Genomic DNA, 25,861 nt, shown 5'->3' on the forward strand with positions numbered 1-25,861 from the left:
TAAGAAAGTGAGGGTATACAATTGGAACAACCGGTATTTAAGAGAGTAGTCCTTAAGGTTAGCGGTGAATCACTCGCAGGACAGAATGGCTATGGCATCGATGCCGAGACGATTATCTCCATCGCGGAGCAGGTTAAGGAAGTAGTCGAGCTTGGAGTTCAGGTTGCCATTGTGTGCGGAGGGGGCAATATCTGGCGCGGAATCGCTGGAAGCGCAAGCGGTATCGACCGGGCAACAGCAGATTATATGGGAATGCTGGCAACCGTGATGAACTCGCTGGCTCTGCAGGATGCCCTGGAGCAGATTGATGTGCCTACACGGGTGCAGACCTCTATTGCCATGCAGCAGATCGCTGAACCGTATATCCGCCGCCGGGCTATCCGGCACCTGGAAAAAGGCCGGGTCGTTATTTTTGCCGCAGGTACAGGCAATCCCTTCTTCTCCACGGATACGACCGCAGCGCTTAGAGCGGCTGAAATCGAAGCTGAAGTCATCCTGATGGCGAAGAACAAGGTGGACGGAGTGTATTCCGCCGATCCGTTCAAGGACAGCACTGCTGTGAAGTATGAGCAGCTGACTTACATGGATATTCTGAATAAGAATCTGGGTGTGATGGATTCTACCGCTTCCTCTCTCTGCATGGATAATAATATACCGCTCATTGTGTTTGCTATTACAGAGCAAGGCAATATCAAACGTGTCGTTCTCGGTGAGAAAATCGGGACGATTGTCAAAGGGAGTGTAAATTAAATGCCACAATCGGTTAAGAAAAATGCCGAAGAGCGTATGGAAAAAGCGATTCTGTCGCTGAAGCGTGACCTGGCTACCTTGCGGGCGGGGCGTGCGTCGACGTCACTCCTGGACCGCATTCAGGTGGAATATTACGGTGCTCCGACCCCGATCAATCAGCTCGCTAACATCAGCACGCCGGATTCCCGGACACTGCTCATCCAGCCATGGGATAAAACCTCGATGTCTGATATTGAGCGGGCCATCATGAAATCTGATATCGGAATTACACCGGCTAATGACGGTACTGTAATCCGCCTGTCGATTCCGCCGCTTACCGAAGAACGCCGCAGTGAGCTTGTTAAGTTCACCAAGAAGTTTGGCGAAGAAGCTAAGGTGGCTATCCGTAACATCCGCCGTGATGCCAACGATGACATCAAGAAGATGGAGAAGAACGGAATTTCAGAAGATGAGTCACATGGACACCAGGAAGATATCCAGAAATCAACGGATAAGTTCATAGCCGAAGTCGATAAAGTGCTCTTGTCCAAAGAAAAAGAGATTATGGAAGTATAACGAAATTCAAGAGACTTCAGGCCCCTCCGTTTAGGTGGGGTTTGTCTCTTTCTGATAAGAGCTTGGAGGAAACGGAAATGATCAAACGGATTCAAGAATGGCTGAGCCGTAAAGACAGGCAGCAGCCAGTCGAGATTTCACCGGATAATATTCCCCGGCATGTGGCTATCATTATGGATGGCAACGGCCGCTGGGCGAAACGGCGCGGGTTGCCGCGTATTGTAGGCCATCAGAACGGGATGAAGGCTGTCAAACGTGCGACGATCGCGGCGGATGACCTGGGAATTGAGTTCTTGACCATGTACGCGTTCTCCACGGAGAACTGGAAGCGTCCGAAGGACGAAGTCGATTTCCTGATGCGCTTGCCCGTGGAATTTCTGGCGCTTGAACTGGATGAACTCATTGAGAAGAATGTACAGGTACGTGTAATGGGCGATGCCGAGGCGCTTCCTTTCCACACGCGCAAGGCGATGGAAGAAGCGGTTGCCCGGACCGCAATGAATACCGGACTTATTCTGAATTTTGCTCTGAACTACGGTGGACGGAAAGAAATTGAGGACTGTATGCGAGGCCTGGGTAAAGATATTCAGGCGGGGCTTCTGACACCGGAGGAGATTACTTCGGACCTCATCGACAGCCGGCTGTTATCCGGCGGGCTGCCAGATCCCGATCTGCTGATCCGCACAAGCGGTGAGATGCGTCTAAGCAACTTTATGCTCTGGCAAATCGCCTACAGTGAATTTTGGTTTACAGATGCGTACTGGCCGGAGTTTGACAAGACGCATCTGATGCAGGCTGTGGCGGAATATCAGCGCCGCACACGCCGTTATGGTGGATTGAAGTAGCCTGATGGGAGATGGGAATCTTTGAAGCAGCGATTGATTACCGGGATTGTTGCCGGAGCCCTGTTTTTGGGCTTGTGTTTTTTAGGAGGATGGCCATATCAGCTTTTGCTTATCGGCATGGCCCTCGTCGGCTATTATGAATTTGTAAAAATGACAGGTACAGCAACCTTCGGAGGGACTGCTGTGCTTGGTTATGTCTCCATATTATGCTTCATGATCCCTTGGGATTTGCTTGGTGTTCAGAAATTCTTGTCCTGGGAGCAAGGCGTATGGCTGCTGCTGCTGCTGTTCCTGCTCGTAACGGTCTTCAGTAAAAATAAGCTGGATATCAAAATCACTGCACTGATGTTTACCGGGATAGTCTACATAGGGATGGGGTTCTCCTATATGGCCACTGCCCGAGCCGCCGGCGACGGACATGGCCTGTTCTGGACCCTGCTGCTCTTATGCTGCATCTGGGGAAGTGACGCCGGTGCCTATTTCGTCGGCAGAAGCCTTGGCAAAAACAAACTTTGGCCTGCAATCAGTCCCAATAAAACGATCGAAGGGGCTCTTGGCGGAGTGTTCATCTCTGCTGTTATTTCAGTAGCTTTTGCCCTGTTTGTTCCTGATCTGCTGGGAATCGGCCGTGCGCTGCTAATCGGTATGTCCTGCGCGGTTCTGGGCCAGCTCGGAGATCTTGTACAGTCTGCCTATAAACGGGTGTACGGTATTAAGGATTCAGGCTCACTGTTGCCGGGCCACGGAGGCATCCTGGACCGCTGTGACAGCTGGATTATCGTATTTCCTTTCGTACATATCGTAATGCTGATGCCTTACATTTAACGACAGGGAGAAGGTTGCAACTGTGAAAAGAATTAGTATTCTCGGCTCTACCGGCTCCATCGGCACGCAAACGCTGGATGTCGTAGCTATGCACCCCGACCAGTTTGAAGTGGACGGGCTGGCGGCGGGCAGCAATATTGCCCTGCTGCTGGAGCAGGTTCACCGCTTTAAGCCGCGCCGCATTTCCGTCTCAACCCGTGCGCTGGCTGAGGAGATCCGGCCCAGCCTGCCTGCCGGTGTAGAGCTGTACAGCGGAAGTGAAGGCATGGTGGAGATTGCCGCTGGCGGAGACGCGGCGATTGTTGTTACAGCAGTGGTTGGAAGTGTCGGCCTGGAGTCCACGCTTGCAGCTATTGATGCCGGCAGACACATCGGACTTGCCAATAAGGAAACTCTGGTTACAGCCGGGCATCTCGTTACAGAACGGGCTGAGCGCAGAGGGGTCAGGCTGCTGCCTGTGGACAGCGAGCATTCGGCGATCTTCCAGTGTCTGAACGGCGAGCGTCATCAGGATATTGCCTCAATAACCGTTACGGCCTCCGGCGGCTCTTTCCGCGATTATACCCGGGAGCAACTGGTGAATGTTACGGTTGAGGATGCGCTGCGCCATCCTAACTGGAGCATGGGAGCCAAAATTACGATTGATTCGGCAACGATGGTCAACAAGGGGCTGGAGGTCATCGAAGCCCACTATCTGTTCGGCCTTCCTTATGAGCAGATTAATGTGCTGCTGCATCCGGAGAGCATCATTCACTCCTTCGTGGAGTTTCGTGACAGCAGCGTTATTGCCCAGCTCGGTACACCAGATATGCGTGTCCCGATCCAATACGCGCTTACGTATCCGGAGCGCTGGCAGTCGCCTGCTGAACGCCTCTCCTTGGCCAAGGTAGGCCGCCTTAACTTCCGGGAGATGGATTATGTACGTTATCCGGCGCTGAAGCTGGCGATCGACAGCGGCAAGGCCGGGGGGACGGCGCCAACCGCCTTTAATGCCGCCAATGAAATTGCGGTTGCCCGTTTCCTGCGCAGGGAAATTCCGTTTTTGCAGATTGATGAGATTATTGCAGAGGTGCTTCAGCGGCATAATAATACAGCAAATCCCGATCTGGAGCAGATTCAGCATTGTGATGCGCTCACCCGGAAACTTGCGACCAGTCTGTAAGAGGACCTGCTTTTCGTATTGGCAATAATTGCTGTACCCTGAAAAATAGGGGTGGACTGTTGATTCTCTTGTGCCGTACCTTGGAATAATGATAAATTAAGAGGACATACTTCGGTCTTACACCTAAAGGGGGGGAAGTTTACGCTATGGAGATGGTCAGAGTCGTTTTTTTAACGGTGCTAATGTTCTTTGTACTGGTGACTGTCCATGAATGGGGACATTTCTATTTCGCCAAACGCGCCGGAATTCTTGTAAGGGAATTTGCTATCGGTTTCGGTCCGAAACTGTTTTCTTATAAACGCGGGGAAACCCAGTTCACGCTTCGTTTGCTGCCGTTCGGCGGATATGCCCGCATGGCCGGGGAAGATCCGGAGATGATTGAGATCGGCCCCGGGCAGACGATTGCGGTCAGGCTGGGCCAGGATAATAAAGTAAAGAATATTTATCTGGATTTGCTGGATACACGCAGAAATGTAATCCGTGGTGAAGCACAGTTTACGGATCTTGAGAATGAGCTGAAGATCCGTCTGGATGTGGACGGCGAAGTAACCACTTATGATGTCCATCCGCAGGCGATGCTGATTAAAGGCAGCCAGCAGACGCAGATCGCCCCTAAAGACCGCCAGTTCGGCAGTAAAACGGTGGCTCAGCGCGCGGTAGCGATCTTTGCCGGACCTGTTATGAACTTTATCCTTGCGTTTGTGCTGTTCGCACTGCATTTGCAGATGGCTGGAATCCAGGTGGAGAATCCGACCTATGTCAAGATCGGTGATGTCAGCCAGGGGATGCCTGCACAGGAAGCCGGACTGCAGAAGGGCGACATTGTTGTCTCCGTGAACGGTGAAGCCATCGGCGGGGATTACCAGAAGATGATTTCGCTCACCTCTGCCTCCAAGGGCAAAGAAATGACCTGGACGCTGCAGCGCGGCGGAGAAAACTTTAGTGTGGCCATGATACCCCGGAGCATGGAAGGGGAAGAAGGCGGCAAAGTAGGGATCACACCGGAGCTGCCTACACGCAAGGCGGGAGTTGGTGAAACCATCACCAAATCAGGCACAGCGATGGTGGATACGACCAAGCTGATTTTCATCGGCTTCAAACAGCTGATTAACAAGTTCAACATGGATGATATTTCCGGGCCGGTCGGCACCTTCCAGATGACCGGACAGATCGCCCAGCAGGGGATTCAGTATTTGACCTATTGGGCAGCTATTCTTAGCCTGTACCTGGGGATCTTCAATCTGCTGCCGATTCCTGCACTGGATGGCAGCCGGCTTGTCTTTCTCGGGGTAGAGGCGCTGCGCGGCAAGCCGGTCGACCCGAGCCGGGAAGGGATGGTTCACTTCGTCGGCTTTGCCCTGCTGTTCCTGGTGATGATTGCTGTTACTTATAATGATATTTTACGCCTCATCAGCGGCTGATTACGTTCATATTATATTCTTTCGGAGTCCCTGCAGAGCAGTTAAACCGGCTTCATTGGCTGGCTGGCGCTTTGCGGGGGGAATTTAGGAGGACTTCGTTACATGGCTAAAGACAAGCAGTTCGTTACGGAAATCACGCCCCAGGGCGAGGATTTCTCACGCTGGTACATTGATGTAATTAAGAAAGCGGATCTGATGGACTACTCTCCGGTCCGCGGCTGTATCGTATTCAAGCCGGACGGGTATGAAATCTGGGAGCATATCCAGGAGGAAATGAACCGCCGCCTCAAGGAAACGGGACACCGTAATGCTTATTTCCCGCTCTTCATCCCGGAGAGCTTTTTCCAGAAGGAAAAAGAGCATGTGGAGGGCTTTAACCCGGAGCTGCCGTGGGTGACCGAGGCGGGCGGGGATGTGCTGGAGGAACGTCTGGCGATCCGTCCGACTTCAGAAACCATGTTCGGCCATATGTATTCCAAGTGGATTCAGTCGTACCGTGATCTCCCCGTGCTCATCAACCAATGGGCTAACGTAGTCCGCTGGGAGAAGCGCACACTGCCGTTTATCCGGACTACTGAATTCCTGTGGCAGGAAGGCCACACCGCTCATGAGAATGAGACGGAAGCACGTGAAGAAACGATGAAGATGCTTGATAACTATCGTGACTTTGCCGAGACCTATCTGGCTATTCCGGTAGTGACCGGACAGAAGACACCATCCGAGCGTTTCGCCGGTGCGGTAGATACGTATTCCATTGAAGCCATGATGAAGGATGGACGGGCTGTTCAGGCGGCGACCTCGCATTATCTGGGAACCAAATTTGCAGTAGCGTTTGATATTCAATATTTGAGCCGTGATAACGTGCTGGAGTATGCACACACCACTTCATGGGGCTCCACCACACGCCTGATTGGATCGCTAATTATGGTTCACGGCGATGACCGCGGACTCGCTCTGCCGCCTAAGGTGGCACCTACACAGGTCATTATGATTCCAATCGGACCGCCTAAAACCCGTGATGCCGTAATCGGGCGTACCGACGAGCTGTTCAAGGAACTGAAGAGCGCCGGTATCCGCGTGCGTGTGGATGACCGTGCCGATGTAACGCCAGGCTGGAAGTTCAATGAATATGAAATGCGCGGTGTTCCTGTACGTCTTGAGCTGGGGCCGCGTGACATGGAGAACGGAGTCTGCGTGCTTGTATCGCGGATCAGCGGCGAGAAGAAGGTAATCCAGCAGGAGAACCTGGTCGCAGAAGTCAATGCCATGCTGGAGCAGGTTCATCAGGAAATGTTCGAGCGGGCGCTGCAGTTCCGCGAGGATCATTTCTACTCTGTGGATACCCTGGAGCAAATGAAAGAATCCATGGAAGAGAAGCGCGGGTTCGCACTGGCCGGCTGGTGCGGATCGGATGAATGCGAATCGAAGGTGAAGGAAGAGACCGGCGCAGGCAGCCGGAACATTCCGTTCAATCCAGCTGAGCGTAAGGAGACCTGCATCTGCTGCGGGCAGCCTGCACAGCATACAGTTGTATTTGCCAAGGCTTATTAAGCGGCGGCATCGGTTTGGCTGATTTTTCATACTAGCTTCTGGCGAGAGGAGTCGGCGGGCCGCAAATACCCAATGCACCTCAAGCCGGAAGCTTTTTCTTACAATAGAAGTATGGGTTTATACTCAATTATTGCCGAGGGTTAGGTGGGGAAGCATGGAGCATAACGTGGAGAGAAGGAAAAGGTTCGAGCTGTTGATGAAGCAGGGGGAAATCCCGCCGGCAATCATTGATCCTTATTTCATGGATGGTCAGATTGAACGCGTTGAAATCAGCCGCGGCAACCGTGACTGGCATATCGTAATTGCCAAAGAAAGCCTGGTTCCCGCACAGACCTACCGGGCCTTTGCCCTTCGAATGCGAGAGAAGCTGCAGCATATTGCCAAAGTCAGCTTCCTGTTTATATATGATGAGACTATCAGCAGGTCAGATATCGTGCAAGAGTACTGGGGAATGTTCCTGGAGTGGGCACAGCGGGAGATTCCTTCCGTCAACGGGTGGCTGACACGCTCAAGCCAGGAGCTGCAGGAAGGGCTGCTGATCCTCAGCCTGAACGATACGATGTCACTGGAGCTGGCCCGCAAGAAGGGTATAGAATCTGCAATTATTAAATTTTATGATAAGTATTTCGGTCTGACCCTGAAAGTGAAGCTGCAGATAGCCGAGGCGGAGAGCAAAGCAGATGCTTATGAAGAATTCCAGCAGAAGCTGCAGCAGGAGCAGCGGGAGCTGGTTGAGCTCATGATGATGACAAGCGAACCGGAGGAGCCGGAAGAGACCGGTGACCCGAATGAGGTGATTAAGCTTCAGGTAGGCAATGAGATTAAGGAGCAGGCGGTATCCATTCTGGAAATCCAGGACGAAGAGAAGAAGATTACCATTCAAGGGACAATCTTCGGCTTGGATACTAAGGAGCTGCGTAACGGGAACACCCTGTTCACCTTCTGCATTACCGACTTTACCGACTCCCTGCAGATGAAGATGTTCGCCAAAACCAAAGAGGATCTGAAGGTTATGGGCCAGCTGGCCAACGGCAAGTGGGTCCGGGCGCGCGGAAAGGTGGAATACGACCGGTTCATGCAGATTCCGGAGCTGGTCATGATCCCCTCGGATTTAACCGAAGTTTCCGCACCGGCAGGCCGCAAGGATACCGCGAAGCAGAAGCGGGTTGAATTTCACCTGCATACGACCATGAGTACAATGGATGCTGTAACGCCAATTACCACGTATGTCAAAACGGCTGCCAAGTGGGGCCATCCGGCAATTGCCGTGTCCGACCATGGCAATGTGCAAAGCTTCCCGGATGCGAACCATGCGGCCCATAAGAATAAGATTAAGCTGATCTACGGTGTTGAGGCCAATGTTGTTAATGACGCGGTTAATATTGTGGAGAACGCCCAGCCGATGGATCTTAAGACTGCAACCTACGTTGTATTCGATATTGAAACCACCGGTCTGTCGATCACCCGCAATAATATTACCGAGCTTGCAGCAATCAAAATGTGTGAAGGCAAAGAGCTGGGCCGTTATACGACCTTCGTTAATCCGCATGAAAAAATTCCGTACCATATCCAGCAGCTGACCAATATCACCGATGAGATGGTTAAGGACGCTCCTGATCTGGAACCCGTGCTTAATGAGTTTGTCCAGTTTGTAGGCGACAGTATTCTCGTTGCCCATAATGCCCGGTTTGATATGGGATTCATTCAGGCATCCCTGAAGAAGCTGGGCCAGCCGCAGCTGCCGAATCCTTCGCTGGATACGCTGGAGCTGGCGCGCCTGCTGTTCCCGACGATGAAGAACCACCGGCTTAACACGCTTGCCGACAAATACAAAGTGCTGCTGGAGAGCCATCACCGTGCGGTGGATGATACGATTGCCCTGGGCGGCATTCTGAACGGCCTCCTGGCTGATGCCGAGAAGATGAAGGGCCTAACCCGGCTGGACCGGCTGAATGACTATGTGGGCAATGACCTGTCGAATGTCCGGCCGTTTCACTGCGGCATCTATGCGCTGAATCCTGCCGGCAAGAAGAACCTCTACAAGCTGATTTCCATGTCGCATACGGAGTACTACAAACGTGTACCGTGTATTCCAAAATCGAAGCTGGAGGAGCACCGCGACGGCTTGATCGTTATTTCCGGCTGTGAGCGCGGGGAGTTCTTTGAAACCGTACTGAACAAAACGGTGGAGGAAGCTATAGAGGTAGCCCAGTTCTACGATGTTCTGGAGATTCAGCCGCTGACGATGTATATGCATTTAGTCGATAAAGGTTTTGTAGCGAGCGCAGAGGATTTACGTAATGTAGTCCGCAAAATTTGCGAAATCGGCGAGCAGATGAACAAGCCGGTTATTGCCACAGGCAATGTCCACTACCTGGACCCGCGTGACAAGCTGTTCCGCGATATTACGATTCACGGGATTACCGGCTTCAGTCCGTTGAAGGACCAGAATAAGCCGGATGCCCATTTCCGGACGACCGATGAGATGCTTGCCGAGTTTGAATTCCTGGGTTCGGAAAAAGCGCTGGAAGTTGTTGTTACGAATACTGTGGAGCTGGCGGACCGTTTCGAGGAATATGACCTGTTCCCGAGCGAGCTGTTCACGCCGAATATTGAAGGTGCGGACGATGAAATTCGCAGCACCTGCTACAACACTGCCAAATCTATCTACGGTGAAGAGCTGCCGGAGGTTGTTGTTGCCCGTCTGGAGAAAGAGCTGGCACCGATTATCAAATACGGCTTCTCCGCCAACTATCTGATCTCGGAGCGGCTGGTTAAAAAGTCGAACCAGGACGGCTACCTGGTAGGCTCCCGCGGCTCGGTGGGATCATCAGTGGTGGCTACCTTCCTCGGTATTTCGGAGGTTAACCCGCTGCCGGCCCATTACATCTGTGTGAATCCGGAATGCAAGCACAGCGAATGGTTCCTCGACGGCAGCGTGCCGAGCGGCTTTGACCTCCCGGACAAGGCCTGCCCGGACTGCGGAGGCAAGCTGAAGGGAGAAGGCCAGGATATTCCGTTTGAGACGTTCCTGGGCTTCAAAGGGGATAAGGTCCCCGATATCGATCTTAACTTCTCCGGGGAGTATCAGCCCAATGCCCATAACTTTACCAAAACGATGTTCGGTCCGGACAACGTATTCCGCGCCGGTACCATCGGTACAGTTGCGGAGAAGACAGCATTCGGGTTCACCAAGAAATATGAGGAGCATCATCAGAAGCGCTGGCGCGGAGCCGAGGTAGGGCGCCTGGCAGCCGGCTGTACAGGCGTTAAGCGCAGCACGGGCCAGCACCCCGGCGGTATCGTCGTTTTACCGGATTATATGGAGATTGAAGATATTACCCCGGTGCAATTCCCGGCAGATGATGTTACGGCAGAGTGGAAGACGACGCACTTTGACTATCACGCCTTCGATGCCAATCTGCTGAAGCTAGATATTCTGGGCCACGATGATCCGACCATGATGCGGATGCTGCAGGATCTGACCGGTGTCGATCCGACAACCATTCCGATGAATGATCCGAAGGTAATGAGCATGTTCAACTCCACGGATGCGCTCGGGGTGAGACCGGACCAGATCCGTACACCTGTAGCAACCTACGGGGTGCCGGAAATGGGGACAAAGTTTGTCCGCCAGATGCTTGTGGAAGCCAAGCCTTCCAGCTTTGCCGACCTGCTGCAGATTTCCGGGCTGTCCCACGGTACCGGAGTGTGGCTGGGAAATGCCCAGGAGCTGATCAAGAATAATACCTGCAACATTAAGACGGTTATCGGCTGCCGCGATGATATCATGCTCTATCTGATCTACAAAGCGGGCATGGACGCCAGTCTCGCCTTCAAAATTACGGAAAGCGTGCGTAAAGGGAAGGGGCTGCCTCCTGAATGGATTGAAGAGATGAAGAATTGCAAGGTGCCGCAATGGTACATTGATTCCTGTCTCAAAATCCAGTACATGTTCCCGAAGGCGCATGCCGCCGCTTATGTTATTTCTGCCGTGCGGACCGCCTTCTTCAAGCTGTATCATCCGATTGAATATTATGCAACTTACTTCTCGGTACGTGCTGCTGATTTCGACATTGAGCTTTGCTGTAAAGGATATGAAGCTATCGCCCGTCAGATTGTAGAGATCGAGGGCAAAGGCTTCCAGGCGCTGCCCAAGGAAAAAGCGATGCTTCCTGTACTGGAAATGGCGCTGGAGATGACTGCGCGCGGCTTCACCTTCAAGAACATCGATCTGTACCGTTCCGATGCCACTAAGTTTACGGTAGACGGCACGAGTCTTATTCCGCCGTTCTCCTCGCTTGCGGGTATCGGTGACAATGCCGCAATCAATATTGCGGCTGCCAAGGATGCCGGAGAGTTCCTCTCCATCGAGGATTTCCAGCAGAAATCCAAGGCCAGTAAAACGATAATCGAGCTGCTGACCGGCATGGGCTGCTTCCGCGGGCTGCCGGAGAGCAATCAGCTTTCCTTATTCTAAAAAGGACCCCACAAAGTGAAGCAAATGCTCCGAAGAATCGCCTGGTACTCTGCGGGGACCCCGAGTAATAAATAACTCCGCACAGCGCATGAAACAGGGGAGTCAAGGGCTGGTACTTGTCAGTGCCGACTCACTATGGTATAATTTTTTTGGTAATAATGAGATAAGTCCGTTGTGTAAAGAGTGGGGAAACCCACTCTTTATCTTTGGTATATAGCAAAAGACAAGTTCGTGGAGGTAATTTTCTTTTGAGCACATCCAAATCCAAAATTAAACAAACGGTTGAGCAGCTGCTTGGGTCCTATCTCGAGGACAATGGTTTCGAACTGGTGGACGTTGAATACGTGAAGGAAGGCTCCAATTGGTTTCTGCGCGTATTCGTAGATAAAGAAGGCGGCATCGATATCGATGACTGCGGCACCATCAGCGAATATATCAGCCAGAAGCTGGATGAGAATGATCCGTTCACCGAAGCTTATTTCCTTGAAGTCTCCTCACCCGGAGCAGAACGTCCGCTTAAGAAGGCAGCTGATGTTACAAAGGCGGTCGGCAAGGACGTCTATGTAACGGTGTATGAGCCGATTCAGGGACTCAAAGAATTCGAAGGTCGCCTGCTCTCGTTCGAGAATGAGGAAATGCTCATCTCCGCGGGCAAAAAAGAACATCTTGTACCGTACGCCAAGGTCGCAAGTGCGAGATTGGCCATTATTTTTTAACGTCTTGAAAGGGGGACCGGAATTTCATGAGTATGGAGTTTATTGAAGCTATGAATGAACTGGAAAGGGAGAAAGGCATCAGCAAGGATGTGCTGTTTGAAGCTATCGAGGCTGCGCTGATCTCCAGCTATAAACGCAATTACAATGCGGCGCAGAATGTGCGTGTGGATATGAACCGCAACACTGGCGTAATCAAGGTGTTTGCCCGCAAGCTGATTGTGGAAGAGGTTCTGGACTCGCGTACAGAGATTTCTCTGCCGGGCGCCCGGGAGATCAACCCGCATTTCCAGCTTGAGGATATCGCTGAGCTTGAGGTAACGCCGCGTGAATTCGGCCGGATCGCTGCCCAGACTGCCAAACAGGTGGTTACACAGCGTATCCGTGAAGCGGAACGCGGACTTATCTATAACGCCTTTATCGACAAGGAAGATGACATTGTTACCGGCCTTGTGCAGCGTCAGGATATGCGTAATATTTATGTGGATCTTGGTAAAATTGAGGCGGTTCTGCCGCTAAGCGAGCTTATGCCTGGTGAGAAATTCAAGCAGAGCGAGCGGATCAAGGCGTATATCACCAAAGTGGAGAACACAACTAAAGGGCCGCAGATCATGCTGTCCCGCAGCCATCCTGGTCTCCTCAAGCGTCTGTTCGAGCTGGAAGTGCCGGAGATTTTTGACGGAGTAGTGGAAATCCGTTCCGTTGCCCGCGAAGCCGGCTTCCGCTCCAAAATCGCTGTGTTCTCGCGTAATCCCGAAGTTGACCCGGTTGGCTCCTGCGTAGGCCCTAGAGGCACGCGCGTACAGACCATCGTGACTGAGCTTCGCGGCGAGAAGATTGATATTGTGCGGTATTCTGAGCTTGTGCAGGAATATGTGGCCAATGCGCTCAGCCCGTCCAAGGTGCTTGAGGTTCAAGTGTTTGAAGCGGAGAAAATGGCCCGTGTAATCGTGCCTGACTATCAACTGTCGCTCGCGATCGGCATTAAAGGGCAGAATGCCCGTCTTGCCGCTAAGCTGACCGGCTGGAAAATTGATATCAAGAGCGAGACTCAAGCGGAGCAGGAGTACGGCAGACCCAAAACTTTGAGTGATGAAATGCATCAGGATTCCGTCTCCATCGATTAATGAATCTGCTGACTGACGGGAGGCGCTACGATGAAACAACGGAAGGTGCCGCTGCGTAAATGCGTTGCCAGCCAAGAGATGATGCCCAAGAAAGAGCTGATTCGCGTGGTGAGAACGCCTGAAGGCGAAGTGCTCATTGACCTGACAGGCAAAAAGTCAGGCCGTGGCGCTTATATTTGCGGCAAACTGGAATACTTCAAGCTGGCACAAAAGACCAAAGCACTTGACCGCGCATTGAAATGTCAGGTGAGTCCTGAAATCTATGCCCAGCTTGCCCGGGATTTCGTATCTGTGGAGGACGAGTTTTTGGCAGCGAAGGATAGTGAGGACAATGAGTAAGACACTTTCTTATTTAGGGCTTGCGATGAGAGCAGGCAAGATTGTCACCGGTGATGAGGCTGTGCTTAAGGCAGTACGGTCTTCAGAGGCGAAGCTGGTCGTCCTGGCAGGTGACGCTTCAGATAATACCCAGAAGAAGTTCCGCGATAAATGCGGGACCTACGATATTCCACTAGTAATCGCATTTCACCGGGATGAGCTCGGTGCAAGTATTGGTAAAGACCAGCGCGTTGTGCTGGCCGTTACGGATAAAGGATTCGCGGAAATGATCTCCAGAACGCTTGGAGATACTGTCGGAGGTGGAGTTATTGACTAAAGAAGACAATAAGGATAAGCTGCGCGTATACGAATATGCAAAGTCTCTGAACATGAGCAGTAAAGAAATTATTACAATTCTGAAGCGTTTGGATGTCCCTGTGAATAATCATATGAGTGTCATGGAGAATGGCTCCGTGAACAAAGTTGAGCAGTTCTTCAAGGATATCAAGTCAAATGCTGCAGCCAAGCGGGATGCCGGCACCAGCAGCCGTCCGGTCACTACCGGAGCGGTAAAAGCTGAACCCCAGAGTGCTCAGAATGCCAACAAAAATCAACCGGAAAAGCAGGTAGGTATGAACAGTAACCAAAACAACAACCAATCGACGACGTCCCCAAGGCCCCAAAGCGGACAAGATTCCCGCAGAACACAATCAACAGGCAACACCCAGAATTCACGTCCGCAAGGCAGCTCTACCGGCGGCAACCGTCCGCAGGGCAGCTCCAGCGGCAGCCGTCCGCAAGGCTCCACCGGCAGCAACCGTCCGCAAGGCAGTTCCACTGGCGGCAGCCGTCCGCAGGGCAGCTCCACCGGCGGCAACCGTCCGCAGGGCAGCTCCACTGGCGGCAGCCGTCCGCAAGGCAGCTCCACCGGCGGCAGCCGTCCGCAGGGCAGCTCAAGCGGCAACCGTCCGCAAGGCAGCTCCACTGGCGGCAGCCGTCCGCAGGGCAGCTCCACTGGCAGCCGTCCGCAAGGACAAGGCGCACCGCGTACCGGCGACCGTCCGCAGGGACAAGGCAATGCAGGCGGAGATTTCTCGCGCGGCGGAGACAGAGGTCCTAAGAAGAACGCTACTGGCGGCAGACCGAACAACAACGGCAACCAGAAGCGTTTTGAAGACGGCAAAGGCGGCAATGGCAATTTCCGCGGCCGTGGCGGCAAGAATAACCGCGGCAGGAACCAGCCGGTTGTATACCGTGAGAAGATCGACAACACACCGAAGAAAATAATTGTCCGCGGCAGCATGACTGTCGGTGAGACAGCGAAACTGCTGCATAAGGATGCATCCGAAGTAATCAAGAAGCTGATCTCGATGGGCGTTATGGCCACAATCAATCAGGAGCTTGATATCGATACAATTCTGCTGCTTTCCGGCGAGTTCGGTGTTGAAGTAGAAGTGAAGATTCCTGTGGATGAAGACAGCTTCGAAACCGTGGAAGAAAATGATTCCGAAGATGATCTGCAGACCCGTCCTCCGGTTGTAACCATCATGGGACACGTTGACCATGGTAAAACAACCTTGCTCGATGCTATCCGTTCCACGAATGTTACAGGCGGCGAAGCGGGCGGGATTACACAGCATATCGGTGCTTATCAGGTGGAAATCAACCATAAGAAGATTACCTTCCTGGATACACCTGGACACGAAGCGTTCACTGCTATGCGTGCCCGTGGCGCCCAGGTAACGGATATGACGATTATCGTTGTAGCTGCTGATGACGGCGTAATGCCGCAGACTGTGGAAGCAATCAACCATGCCAAAGCAGCCGGACTTCCGATCATTGTTGCTGTTAACAAGATCGATAAGCCGGGTGCAGATCCGGACAGAGTGAAGCAGGAGCTCACAAGCTATGAGCTGGTTCCGGAAGAATGGGGCGGCGATACGATCTTCGTCAACCTGTCAGCCAAGCAGCGCATCAACCTGGAAGAGCTGCTGGAAATGATTCTGCTGGTTGCAGAAGTGAATGAGTACAAAGCGAACCCGGACAAACGGGCACGCGGTACTGTAATAGAAGCTGAGCTTGACAAAAACCGTGGACCGGTAGCCCGTATTCTTGTACAGAACGGTATGCTGAAGGTCGGAGACGCCTTCGTGGCAGGGAACTGCTTCGGACGTGTCCGCGCTATGGTTAATGACAAGGGACGCAAAATCAAGGAAGCAGGACCTTCCACACCGGTGGAAATTACCGGTTTGACAGAGGTGCCGCAGGCCGGCGATCCGTTCATGGCCTTTGAAGATGAGCGCAAGGCACGTGCTATCGCTGACAGACGTTCTACTACGCAGCGCCAGTCCGAGCTGAATACGAACACCCGCGTAACGCTGGATGATCTGTTCAAGCACATCAAAGACGGCGAGATCAAGGATCTCAATGTAATCATTAAAGCTGACGTACAGGGTTCGGTTGAGGCGCTGAAAGGCTCCCTGGCCAAAATCGAAGTCGAAGGCGTGCGCGTGAAGATTATTCACAGCGGTGCCGGCGCGATTACAGAATCCGATATTACGCTGGCGGCAGCATCCAATGCTATTGTGATCGGCTTCAACGTTCGTCCGGATGCCCAGACGAAAGCAGCAGCTGAGCAGGAGAAAGTGGATGTACGCCTGCACAACATTATCTACAATGTAATTGAAGAAATCGAAAGTGCTATGAAGGGGATGCTTGATCCCATCTACAAGGAGAACGTTATCGGCCATGCCGAAGTGCGCAACGTATTCAAAATCAGCAAAGTGGGTAGTGTCGCAGGCTGTATGGTTACAGACGGCAAAATTACCCGTAATGCTGAAATGCGCCTGATCCGCAGCGGTATCGTTGTCTTCACAGGCAAGATCGACACCTTGAAACGTTTCAAAGATGATGCAAAAGAAGTGGCGCAGGGTTATGAATGCGGCATAACTTTGGAACGCTATAATGACCTCGTTGAGGGGGACATTATTGAAGCGTTCATCATGGAAACGGTAGAGCGCTAAGCGAAGAGGTGAAATTAAATGTCTAAAATCAGAGCCGGACGGGTTGGCGAACAGATCAAGAAAGAGCTGAGCCAGCTTATCCAGAGTGGTCTTAAGGACCCGCGTGTAGGGTTTGTAACAGTTACTGGCGTAGATGTGACGAACGATTTGTCGCAGGCCAAGGTATACCTGAGCGTATTCGGGGACGGAGAGCAGCAGGCAGGCTCGCTCAAGGCGATTGAGAAAGCGAACGGCTTTCTCCGCTCAGAGCTTGGCAAAGCAATCCGCCTGCGCCATACGCCTGAGCTGATCTTCAAGATTGATGAATCCGTAGCTTACGGAAGTCATATCGAGAAGCTGCTCGGCGAAATCGGCAAAAACGAATAGTGCTACGGGACATAAAGGAGACGGCGAATGCAGAGCTATGAACAAAGTCTCCAGCAGACCCGTAAGTTTCTGCTGGAACACGACGATTATCTTGTAGTGTCGCATGTTCAGCCGGACGGAGATGCAGTCAGCTCCACCCTCGCGGTGGGCTGGCTTCTCTCATGTCTGGGCAAGAAATACACTATGGTGAATGAAGGGCCAATACCTAGCCGTATGGAATATTTATGGCAGTCGGGTGAGATCATTAATCTGACCGCCGAGGCACTGACCCGCCAGTACAGTCATGTCATCTGTGTCGACTGTGCTGATTTTCAGCGGGTGGGGCGCACACAGCAGCATTTTGCCAGTGATGCGCTGATCTTGAATATTGACCATCATCCAACCAACAACGGTTACGGTGCTGTGCAGCTGATCAAGCCGGATGCGGCAGCAACTGCAGAAATCCTGTTTGACCTGCTGAAGACCTTCGGGGTGCAGTGGGATATTGATATTGCTACAGCGATCTACACCGGTTTGCTTACGGATACAGGCGGGTTCCGCTATAACAATACCTCAGCTAAAGTAATGGCAGCAGTCTCTGAGCTGCTTGCACTAGGCGTTAACGGACCGGAGCTGGCTGAAACGCTGCTTGAAGAAATGACCCTTGCCCAGGTTAAAGTTTTAAACCGTGCACTTACTACACTGCAGATGAGTCCTGAAGGAGATATTGCCTGGGTACATGTTACCCCCCAGGATATGCTGGAGTGTGGAGCGGCGAACGAAGATCTTGAAGGGATTGTCAATTATCCGCGTAACATCCGCGGGGTAGAAGTAGGCATTCTGTTCAAGGTAATCGATGAGCAGGCAGTCAAGGCCAGCCTGCGTTCAGCAGGTAAAGTCGATGTAGCTGCGCTGGCGCAGGTATTCGGCGGCGGCGGACATACCCGTGCTGCGGGGGCCAGGATTAACGGCACTCTCGAAGAAGCGGTTGCGCAGGTGCTTGAGGAGGTTAAGCGTCATTTATGAGTGAGCTGACAGGTGTTCTGGCCGTATATAAGCCGGCCGGGTTCACTTCACATGATGTTGTAGCGAAGGCACGCCGGATTCTTGGCATGAAGCGGATTGGACATACCGGCACACTTGATCCGCAAGTGACCGGAGTGCTGCCGCTGTGTCTGGGACGGGCTACGCGGGTGGTTGAATACATCCAGGAGCTGCCTAAGGAATATGTCGCGACGCTCCGGCTTGGTCTTGCCAGCGATACAGAAGATTTAACCGGGACAATTACGGAGTCAGTAGAAGAGGTCCATGTCACTGAAGCAGAAGTGCTCGCTGTGCTGGACTCATTCAAAGGCGTAATTTCACAGGTTCCTCCAATGTACTCGGCAGTTAAGGTCGATGGCAAGCGCCTGTATGAGCTGGCCAGAGAAGGCAAGACTGTAGAACGCAAGAGCCGTGAAGTAGAAATATATGAGATTGAAATGCTTGGCATGGTCCACAGCGGGAATTACCCCGATATTAAGTTCCGTGCCCTGTGCTCCAAAGGTACTTATATCCGTACTTTGTGCGTGGATATCGGCCGTGCGCTGGGAGTTCCGGCTGTCATGGTCCAGCTGGAACGGACGATGTCAGCCGGAATATCGGCCAGCCATTGCCTAACCCTGGAACAGATTGCTGAGCACAGCCAGGCCGGTACGCTTGAAGCGCACCTGATTGCTACTGATGAAGCGATTGCGCATCTGCCGAAGCATGTCGTTGTGGATGAGAAGAAGAAGTCAGCGCTGCAGGGACAACGCCTGTCCAGCCGGTTTGTGGCACCAGAAGTGAAGCGAAGCGGAGATTTCCGGCTGTATGATCAGCGAGGGGAGTTCCTGGGCATTTATGCCCTGGAGTCTTCCGGTGCAATCGCTCCTGTTAAGGTGTTCGCACAGGCGCAGTCGTAAACTTGGATTTGGATTTCTATATTTGAATTGTAGGTGAGAAGCAGCGTGAGAACCGTAACCTTAAGCTATCCTATGTCGCCGGAGACTGCGGCACAATTGGCACAGCCTCAAGTTGTCGCCCTGGGACAGTTCGATGGACTGCACCGTGGACATGCCAGCGTCATTACCAAGGCTGTAGCTCTGGCCCGGCAGGCCGGAGTGCCGGCGGCTGTCATGACCTTTCATCCCCATCCGAAGGATGTTATGGGTAAAGGTGATTATGAGGGCTATTTGACACCGAAGCGAGACAAGCAGGAACTGCTTGCCGGGATGGGTGTTGAACTTTTATATACAATTGAATTCAATGAAGAGCTCTCCCGGGTCAGCCCGGAAGACTTTGTTTCGGTGATGCTGCTGCCGCTCCAGATGGTAACCGCCGTGGTCGGCTTCGACTTCCGCTTCGGCTACAAGGGTGAAGGGGATGCGGACAGGCTCAGAGAGCTGGGGCAGGGCAATATGAATGTGGAGGCAGTCGCTCCGTTTCTGCTGGAAGGCGAGAAGGTCAGCAGCTCAGGAATCCGCAAGAGCCTGCTGAACGGGGAACTGGAGAAGGCCAACGCCTGGTTTGGCCGCTGTTATCACCTGCGCGGAACCGTAGGCCATGGAGAGAAGCGGGGCCGGACCATCGGTTTCCCCACCGCCAATCTGCAGCTTGAAGACCGCTACGTCATTCCTGCCAAAGGCGTATACGCCGTCAAGGTAACTCATAATGAACAAATGTTATACGGGGTCATGAATGTCGGCGTAAAACCAACGTTCCACGAAGGCGTCACAGCTCCGAGCTTCGAGGTGCACCTGTTTGATTTTGCCGGGGATATTTATGGGCAGGAGCTTAAGGTAGAACTGGCAGCCTTCATCCGTTCCGAGCGCAAGTTCGAATCCATAGGGGCATTAATTGCCCAGATTGGTGCCGATGCCGAGACAGCCAAAGTGCTGCTTGGCTATCCATCCTGATCTTTTGGAGAGGGCCCGTTTACATTTACCTTTGAAGATGCTATACTGATTAACGTTGCTGGAATGACAGCATCAGAACCTTAGCTTGGTTACTTGTTCTCACCGACGGTTACGAGGCTACTGGCGATTATAATGAAGGAGGTGAACAGGATGGCATTGACTCAAGAACGTAAACACCAATTGATCGACGAGCACAAAACTCACGAATCCGACACAGGATCCCCTGAGGTGCAAGTTGCTATCCTTACGGAGAACATCGTTAATTTGACTGACCACTTGCGTACGCACAAGAAGGATCATCATTCCCGCCGCGGACTGCTGAAGATGGTTGGACAACGTCGTAAACTGCTGGCGTATTTGAAGAACAAAGACATCAGACGTTACAGCGCCCTGATCGAAAAACTGGGATTGCGTCGTTAATTTCCATAAGAGTAACCCTAAAGCAGCCTGGTTGTATACCGTATGTCCTTCTTACGAGCGACAGCGGGACAGCCGGGTTGCTTTTTGAAAATTTAGGGTAAACTTTACAGTAACAACAAGTAGATATTTTCCGCAAAAACGGCTAGAACCCCTCTCCGGAGGACAAGCCGTTTTTGCTTGTAGAACATATAGAAGAATACTATTTTTCAAGGAGGGGTTTTATGGAACAACGTGTAGAAATGCTGCTAGGCGGAAGACGCCTTGTGCTGGAAACAGGCCGTCTGGCCAAACAAGCGAACGCAGCCGTTATGGTTCGTTACGGAGATACTTCAGTATTGTGTACGGTTACAGCTTCCAGTGAGCCTAAAGATCTGGATTTCTTCCCGCTTACAGTGAACTATGAAGAAAGATTATATGCAGTAGGTAAAATCCCCGGCGGATTCATCAAGCGTGAAGGCCGTCCGAGTGAAAAAGCCATTCTGTCCAGCCGTCTGACCGACCGCCCGATCCGTCCATTGTTCCCGGAAGGGTTCCGCAATGACGTTCAGGTGCTGAATCTGGTTATGAGCGTGGAGCAGGACTGCGCACCTGATATTGCGGCAATGATCGGTACTTCCGCTGCACTGAGTATTTCCGATGTGCCTTTCAACGGCCCTATCGGCGGTGTGGCAGTAGGCCGTATCGACGGTGAATTCATCATCAATCCGACTGTAGCCCAGCAGGCAGTCAGTGAGATCTACGTGGTAGTAGCGGGTACGAAGGATGCTATCATGATGGTTGAAGCTGAAGCGAATGAAGTATCCGAAGATGTGATGCTTGAAGCGATTATGTTCGGTCATGATGAAGTCCGCAAGATTGTTGCTGTGATTGAGCAGCTCGTGGCTGTTGCCGGTAAGGAAAAGATGGCAGTGAAGCTGCATGCGGTTAACGCTGATGTGAATACAGAGGTTCGTGCTTATGCGCAGAGCCGCCTGGTTGAAGCGGTAAGAATTGCCGAGAAGCATGCCCGTCAGGATGCCATCGACGTTATCAACAGTGAAACGGTGGAGTATTTCGTAGAGAAATACATAGAGACACCAGAACTTCTGAAGGATGTAAAAGAAGTGCTGCATGATATCGTGAAGGACGAAGTAAGACGTCTGATCACGCATGATAAAGTACGCCCGGATGGACGCAAGCTGGACGAGATCCGTCCGATTGAATGCGATACAGCCCTGCTGCCGCGTACGCACGGTTCCGGTCTGTTCACACGCGGTCAAACACAGATCCTGAGCGTATGTACACTTGGCGCACTGGGTGATGTGCAGATTCTGGACGGCATTGATCCGGCTGAAACCAAGCGTTTCATGCATCATTACAATTTCCCTCCGTTCAGCGTAGGGGAAGCCCGTCCGCTGAGAGCACCGGGACGCCGCGAAATCGGCCATGGCGCACTGGGTGAGCGCGCATTGTCCAAGGTCATTCCAAGTGAAACTGAATTCCCGTACACCATCCGTCTGGTATCAGAAGCGATTGAATCCAACGGTTCAACTTCCCAGGCGAGCATTTGCGCCAGTATCCTGGCGATGATGGATGCCGGGGTGCCGATTAAGGCACCAGTAGCAGGTGTTGCTATGGGTCTGATCAAAGACGGGGAGCATGTCTCTATCCTGACCGATATTCAAGGCATGGAAGATCACCTCGGCGATATGGACTTTAAGGTAGCAGGTACAGCAGAAGGTGTTACTGCGATTCAGATGGATATCAAAATCGACGGTATCGACCGCAAAATTCTGCAGGATGCTCTGGAGCAAGCGAGAGAAGGACGTATGTTCATCCTGGGTAAGATGAATGAAGCCATCTCCGCACCAAGACCAAGCCTGTCCCAATATGCGCCAAAAATCATCATCATCAACATCAACCCGGACAAAATCCGCGATGTTATCGGTGCTGGTGGTAAGATCATCAACAAGATCATTGAAGAAACCGGCGTGAAAATCGACATCGAACAGGATGGACGTGTCTTCATCGGCTCTTCCGACGAAGCGATGATCCAGAAGGCCCGCGGTATTATCGAAGGCATCGTGAAAGAAGTTCAGGTCGGTGAAATTTATGCAGGTACTGTAAGACGCATCGAGAAGTTCGGCGCATTCGTTGAACTGATCCCTGGTAAAGACGGTCTTGTGCATATTTCCCAGCTGTCTACAGAACGCGTAGCCAAAGTGGAAGATGTGGTTGCGATCGGTGATGTTATTACCGTGAAGGTAACCGAAATTGACCAGCAGGGCCGTGTCAATCTGTCGCGCAAAGCTGTACTGACTGCGGAAGCGAAGGCTTAAACAGCCTGCTTTTACATTAAGGTTAAGCTGCCTAACTGAATAAATGAAAAAGAGACAGAAGCATTACCGTTCTGGCTCTTTTTTTTGGAAAGATGAGAATTTATAAGTTTCGCACGATAGTGATGGCAACGCTGTTCCTGCTTGGTCATAAATGACTCTTTTCATACATAGGCTGGGACAAAGCGTCCTTGCACGGCTACTTCCTTGTGCGGGACGGATCAGACCGTTTCTGCCAGGGAGGAAAGACGTCATGAAGACGGATAAAGCCGCGCTTGTGCTGGCGTGTATTGCTGTTATAATCGGGATCGGCAGCACGGATGGCCCGGTTAAAGAGATGTTCGCCGGGCTGAAGCCGCAGGCTGCGGAGGCTGTGCTTGGTACGGGCGGTGCCGATAAAAGTGAGGAACTGCGTGCACGGATAGTCAAGCAGGCGGCTGAGCTGAATGCCCCGCCGGTTGATGCGGCCCTTGACCGGGTATGGAAGGCCATACCGGGCTATAACGGGCTTGAAGTAGATGTGGAGGCATCGTACCGGAATGCCCTGCTGCGGGGGCCGTCAGACAGTCTCAAGCTTGTTTACCGCCAGAGCGTGCCCAAGGTATCACTGGATGACCTGGGGGCGCAGCCGATTTACCGGGGGAATCCGGCGAAGCCGATGGTTTCCCTGATGATTAACGTCGCCTGGGGCAATGATTATATCATTCCGATGCTGGATATTCTGGATGCGGAGCAGGTGAAGGTAACCTTTTTCCTTGATGGCAGCTGGCTGAGTAAGAATAAGGAGCTGGCCGCAGAGATGCTGAAGCGCGGACATGAGGTAGAGAATCATGCCTATTCACATCCCAATATGAGCCAGCTTAGCCGGGCGCGCGCTACCGTAGAGATCGAGAAGACGCAGAAGCTGCTGAAGGAGAGCCTGGGCGTAACCAATAAGTGGTTTGCCCCGCCGTCAGGCGATTTTAACCAGCAGACCGTAGAAATAGCAGCCTCACTGGGTCTGAAGACGGTGCTCTGGACGCTGGATACAGTGGATTGGCAGGGTCCGTCACCGGAATCGGTCATCCATAAAATCAGCAGCAAAGCTGAACCGGGCACCCTGGTGCTGATGCATCCGACAGCCTCCTCCTCCAAAGCGCTGAGGGGAATGATCCGCGGGATCAGGGCGAAGGGACTGCAGCTGGGAACCGTCAGCCAGACGCTGTCAGCAAAGCGGGTATTGCCGCCGGAAGTTGAGTGAACGGCTTTTATCTGATAGGATAAGAGGCGCGAATAATAAATACAGAGAGAACAGGGCTGTGCCAGGAGGATTTTACATTGGACAAAATATTATTATCGAACGGCCTGCGGGTGGTCACGGAGAAAATCCCGACCGGAAGGTCCGTATCCTTCGGAATCTGGGTCAAGACGGGCTCGCGCAATGAGAATCCGCTGAATAACGGGATTTCACATTTTATCGAGCATATGCTCTTCAAGGGAACTGACCGCTACAGCGCGAAAGATATCGCGGAGCAGTTTGATGCAATTGGCGGCAACGTCAATGCCTTTACCTCCAAGGAATATACATGCTACTATGCCAAAGTCCTGGATGAGCACCTGCCGATTGCGGTGGATGTGCTGGCGGATATGTTTTTCCGTTCACGGATGGATGCGGAGGAGCTGGCCAAGGAGAAAAATGTGATTCTTGAGGAGATCGCCATGTGCGAGGATACTCCGGATGATCTGGTCCATGAGCTGATGTGTGCTGCTGCATATGGGGAGCACCCGCTGGCATATACCATTCTCGGGCTGAAGGAGCGCCTGCTGGAAATGACGCCGGACGACCTCCGGACGTACATGAAGGAACAGTATACAATAGAGAATACAGTAATCAGTGTAGCCGGGAATATCAATGACGGGCTGATTGACCTGCTCGAGCAGCATTTCGGGTCCTTTGCTAACCACGGGGAATCCCCGGCGCTGACTGAACCGGATTATCAGGGTGAACTCGTCTTCCACAAAAAGAAAACCGAGCAGAACCATATCTGTATCTCCCTGCCCGGTGTACAGAGCGGCGGTGTGCATCAATATCCGATGGCACTTCTCAACAATGCCTTCGGCGGCGGCATGAGTTCACGGCTGTTCCAGGAGATCCGCGAGAAGCGCGGACTGGCCTATTCCGTATTCTCTTACCACAGCGCACAGGCGGACAGCGGACTGTTCACGGTGTATGCCGGGACTGCACCGAAGCAGACCAAGGAAGTTACAGAGCTGATCAAAGAAATGCTGCATGATCTGGCCGTGAACGGCCTCAGCGAGGATGAGCTGCGCAAGGGTAAGGAACAGCTGAAGGGCAGCCTGATCTTAAGCCTGGAGAGCACCAGCAGCCGGATGAACCGGATGGGTAAAAATGAGCTGATGCTCGGCAGACAGGATACGCTGGATGAGATGATAGCTAAAATAGCGGCTGTTACCATGGATGACGTGAATGCGCTGCTGGACTTTATGTTCTCGCAGCCGCTGTCCCTGGCAATGGTCGGTTCAAGTGATAAAGCGATAGAGAGAGTTAGGAGAGATGATCTTGTCTTATTACGTGCAAATTAACAAACTTCCGGGTAACGAAGATGTGCTGCTGCCCCGTAAAATGTCTGAACAGGCCTCAGGATATGACCTGTATGCTGCTGTAGCAGAGGCTGTAGTGCTTGCTCCGGGCGAGCGGGCGTTAATCCCGACCGGAATATCCCTCGCTATGCCGGACGGGCTGGAGGCGCAAATCCGTCCGCGCAGCGGGCTGGCGCTGAAACATGGCATTACCTGCCTCAATACGCCGGGTACAATTGACGCGGATTACCGCGGTGAGGTCAAGGTGCTGCTGATCAATCTGGGACAGGAGCCGTTTGCTATCGCCCGCAATGAACGGATTGCCCAGATGGTGTTCCAGGCGGTGCCTTCTGTGACGCTGGTGGAAGTAGATCAGCTCTCGGAAACCGAGCGCGGCGCCGGTGGCTTCGGCCATACCGGTAAGTAATTGTATTAACGCTGAACGGTAATTAAAAAGCTTGCGGAATCACCACATGGTGCGTTCTGCAAGCTTTT

The 25,861-nt window shown here is 52.5% G+C and carries 22 protein-coding genes; all 22 read left to right on the plus strand.

Features of this window, described 5'->3' with window-relative positions:
• The first annotated feature begins 21 nt into the window (after positions 1 to 21).
• Positions 22 to 750 (plus strand): UMP kinase, encoded by a 729-nt coding sequence (gene pyrH, locus LOS79_RS05970; protein ID WP_039295247.1) that lies wholly within the window; start codon positions 22 to 24, stop codon positions 748 to 750.
• Positions 751 to 1,305 (plus strand): ribosome recycling factor, encoded by a 555-nt coding sequence (gene frr / locus LOS79_RS05975; RefSeq protein ID WP_315417006.1) that lies wholly within the window; start codon positions 751 to 753, stop codon positions 1,303 to 1,305. It begins immediately after the preceding gene.
• A gap of 77 nt (positions 1,306 to 1,382) precedes the next feature.
• Positions 1,383 to 2,150 carry an undecaprenyl pyrophosphate synthase gene (locus LOS79_RS05980; protein ID WP_315417008.1) on the plus strand — a complete coding sequence of 256 codons (768 nt, stop codon included), beginning with the start codon at positions 1,383 to 1,385 and terminating at the stop codon, positions 2,148 to 2,150.
• A 21-nt stretch (positions 2,151 to 2,171) separates the two neighbouring features.
• Positions 2,172 to 2,975, plus strand: coding sequence for a phosphatidate cytidylyltransferase (locus tag LOS79_RS05985; protein ID WP_315417009.1), 804 nt, complete (start codon positions 2,172 to 2,174; stop codon positions 2,973 to 2,975).
• A gap of 22 nt (positions 2,976 to 2,997) precedes the next feature.
• Entirely contained in the window at positions 2,998 to 4,137 is a 1,140-nt protein-coding gene (locus LOS79_RS05990) for a 1-deoxy-D-xylulose-5-phosphate reductoisomerase (RefSeq protein WP_315417012.1), read from the plus strand.
• A 146-nt stretch (positions 4,138 to 4,283) separates the two neighbouring features.
• Complete coding sequence (rseP, locus tag LOS79_RS05995; protein ID WP_315417014.1) at positions 4,284 to 5,558, plus strand: RIP metalloprotease RseP; 1,275 nt, start codon at positions 4,284 to 4,286, stop codon at positions 5,556 to 5,558.
• A 102-nt stretch (positions 5,559 to 5,660) separates the two neighbouring features.
• Positions 5,661 to 7,109 (plus strand): proline--tRNA ligase, encoded by a 1,449-nt coding sequence (proS, locus tag LOS79_RS06000; RefSeq protein ID WP_315417015.1) that lies wholly within the window; start codon positions 5,661 to 5,663, stop codon positions 7,107 to 7,109.
• A gap of 154 nt (positions 7,110 to 7,263) precedes the next feature.
• Positions 7,264 to 11,589 (plus strand): PolC-type DNA polymerase III, encoded by a 4,326-nt coding sequence (locus LOS79_RS06005; protein ID WP_315417016.1) that lies wholly within the window; start codon positions 7,264 to 7,266, stop codon positions 11,587 to 11,589.
• 248 nt (positions 11,590 to 11,837) lie between these two features.
• Positions 11,838 to 12,305, plus strand: a complete 468-nt coding sequence (gene rimP / locus LOS79_RS06010; RefSeq protein WP_315417017.1) for a ribosome maturation factor RimP — start codon at positions 11,838 to 11,840, stop codon at positions 12,303 to 12,305.
• 26 nt (positions 12,306 to 12,331) lie between these two features.
• Positions 12,332 to 13,429: a transcription termination factor NusA gene (gene nusA / locus LOS79_RS06015; protein WP_315417019.1), complete on the plus strand. Its 1,098-nt coding sequence runs from the start codon at positions 12,332 to 12,334 to the stop codon at positions 13,427 to 13,429.
• Positions 13,430 to 13,459: 30 nt separating this feature from the next.
• Positions 13,460 to 13,768, plus strand: coding sequence for an RNase P modulator RnpM (gene rnpM / locus LOS79_RS06020; protein WP_315417020.1), 309 nt, complete (start codon positions 13,460 to 13,462; stop codon positions 13,766 to 13,768).
• Positions 13,761 to 14,084: a YlxQ family RNA-binding protein gene (locus tag LOS79_RS06025; RefSeq protein ID WP_036724725.1), complete on the plus strand. Its 324-nt coding sequence runs from the start codon at positions 13,761 to 13,763 to the stop codon at positions 14,082 to 14,084. Before rnpM ends, LOS79_RS06025 begins: the two co-directional genes overlap by 8 nt.
• Complete coding sequence (infB, locus tag LOS79_RS06030) at positions 14,077 to 16,770, plus strand: translation initiation factor IF-2 (RefSeq protein ID WP_315422019.1); 2,694 nt, start codon at positions 14,077 to 14,079, stop codon at positions 16,768 to 16,770. The genes LOS79_RS06025 and infB overlap by 8 nt, the downstream gene beginning before the upstream one ends.
• Positions 16,771 to 16,788: 18 nt before the next feature.
• Complete coding sequence (rbfA, locus tag LOS79_RS06035; RefSeq protein ID WP_315417022.1) at positions 16,789 to 17,136, plus strand: 30S ribosome-binding factor RbfA; 348 nt, start codon at positions 16,789 to 16,791, stop codon at positions 17,134 to 17,136.
• 27 nt (positions 17,137 to 17,163) lie between these two features.
• Positions 17,164 to 18,141, plus strand: a complete 978-nt coding sequence (locus LOS79_RS06040; RefSeq protein ID WP_315417023.1) for a DHH family phosphoesterase — start codon at positions 17,164 to 17,166, stop codon at positions 18,139 to 18,141.
• Complete coding sequence (gene truB, locus LOS79_RS06045; RefSeq protein WP_315417024.1) at positions 18,138 to 19,058, plus strand: tRNA pseudouridine(55) synthase TruB; 921 nt, start codon at positions 18,138 to 18,140, stop codon at positions 19,056 to 19,058. The genes LOS79_RS06040 and truB overlap by 4 nt, the downstream gene beginning before the upstream one ends.
• A 45-nt stretch (positions 19,059 to 19,103) precedes the next feature.
• Positions 19,104 to 20,051 (plus strand): bifunctional riboflavin kinase/FAD synthetase, encoded by a 948-nt coding sequence (locus tag LOS79_RS06050; RefSeq protein WP_315417026.1) that lies wholly within the window; start codon positions 19,104 to 19,106, stop codon positions 20,049 to 20,051.
• Between the two features lie 150 nt (positions 20,052 to 20,201).
• On the plus strand, positions 20,202 to 20,471 hold the full coding sequence (gene rpsO, locus LOS79_RS06055; RefSeq protein ID WP_019910460.1) for a 30S ribosomal protein S15: 270 nt from the start codon (positions 20,202 to 20,204) through the stop codon (positions 20,469 to 20,471).
• A 221-nt stretch (positions 20,472 to 20,692) separates the two neighbouring features.
• Positions 20,693 to 22,789 (plus strand): polyribonucleotide nucleotidyltransferase, encoded by a 2,097-nt coding sequence (gene pnp, locus LOS79_RS06060; RefSeq protein WP_315417035.1) that lies wholly within the window; start codon positions 20,693 to 20,695, stop codon positions 22,787 to 22,789.
• A 250-nt stretch (positions 22,790 to 23,039) separates the two neighbouring features.
• The gene (locus tag LOS79_RS06065; protein WP_315417036.1) at positions 23,040 to 24,026 is read left to right on the plus strand and encodes a polysaccharide deacetylase family protein; all 987 of its coding nucleotides are present in this window, start codon (positions 23,040 to 23,042) and stop codon (positions 24,024 to 24,026) included.
• A gap of 77 nt (positions 24,027 to 24,103) precedes the next feature.
• Entirely contained in the window at positions 24,104 to 25,369 is a 1,266-nt protein-coding gene (locus LOS79_RS06070; protein WP_315417037.1) for a M16 family metallopeptidase, read from the plus strand.
• Positions 25,347 to 25,793, plus strand: a complete 447-nt coding sequence (gene dut, locus LOS79_RS06075; protein WP_315417039.1) for a dUTP diphosphatase — start codon at positions 25,347 to 25,349, stop codon at positions 25,791 to 25,793. The genes LOS79_RS06070 and dut overlap by 23 nt, the downstream gene beginning before the upstream one ends.
• Positions 25,794 to 25,861 lie beyond the last annotated feature (68 nt).

Origin of the sequence: Paenibacillus sp. MMS20-IR301 (assembly GCF_032302195.1) — a bacterium.
Lineage (GTDB): Bacteria > Bacillota > Bacilli > Paenibacillales > Paenibacillaceae > Paenibacillus_AQ.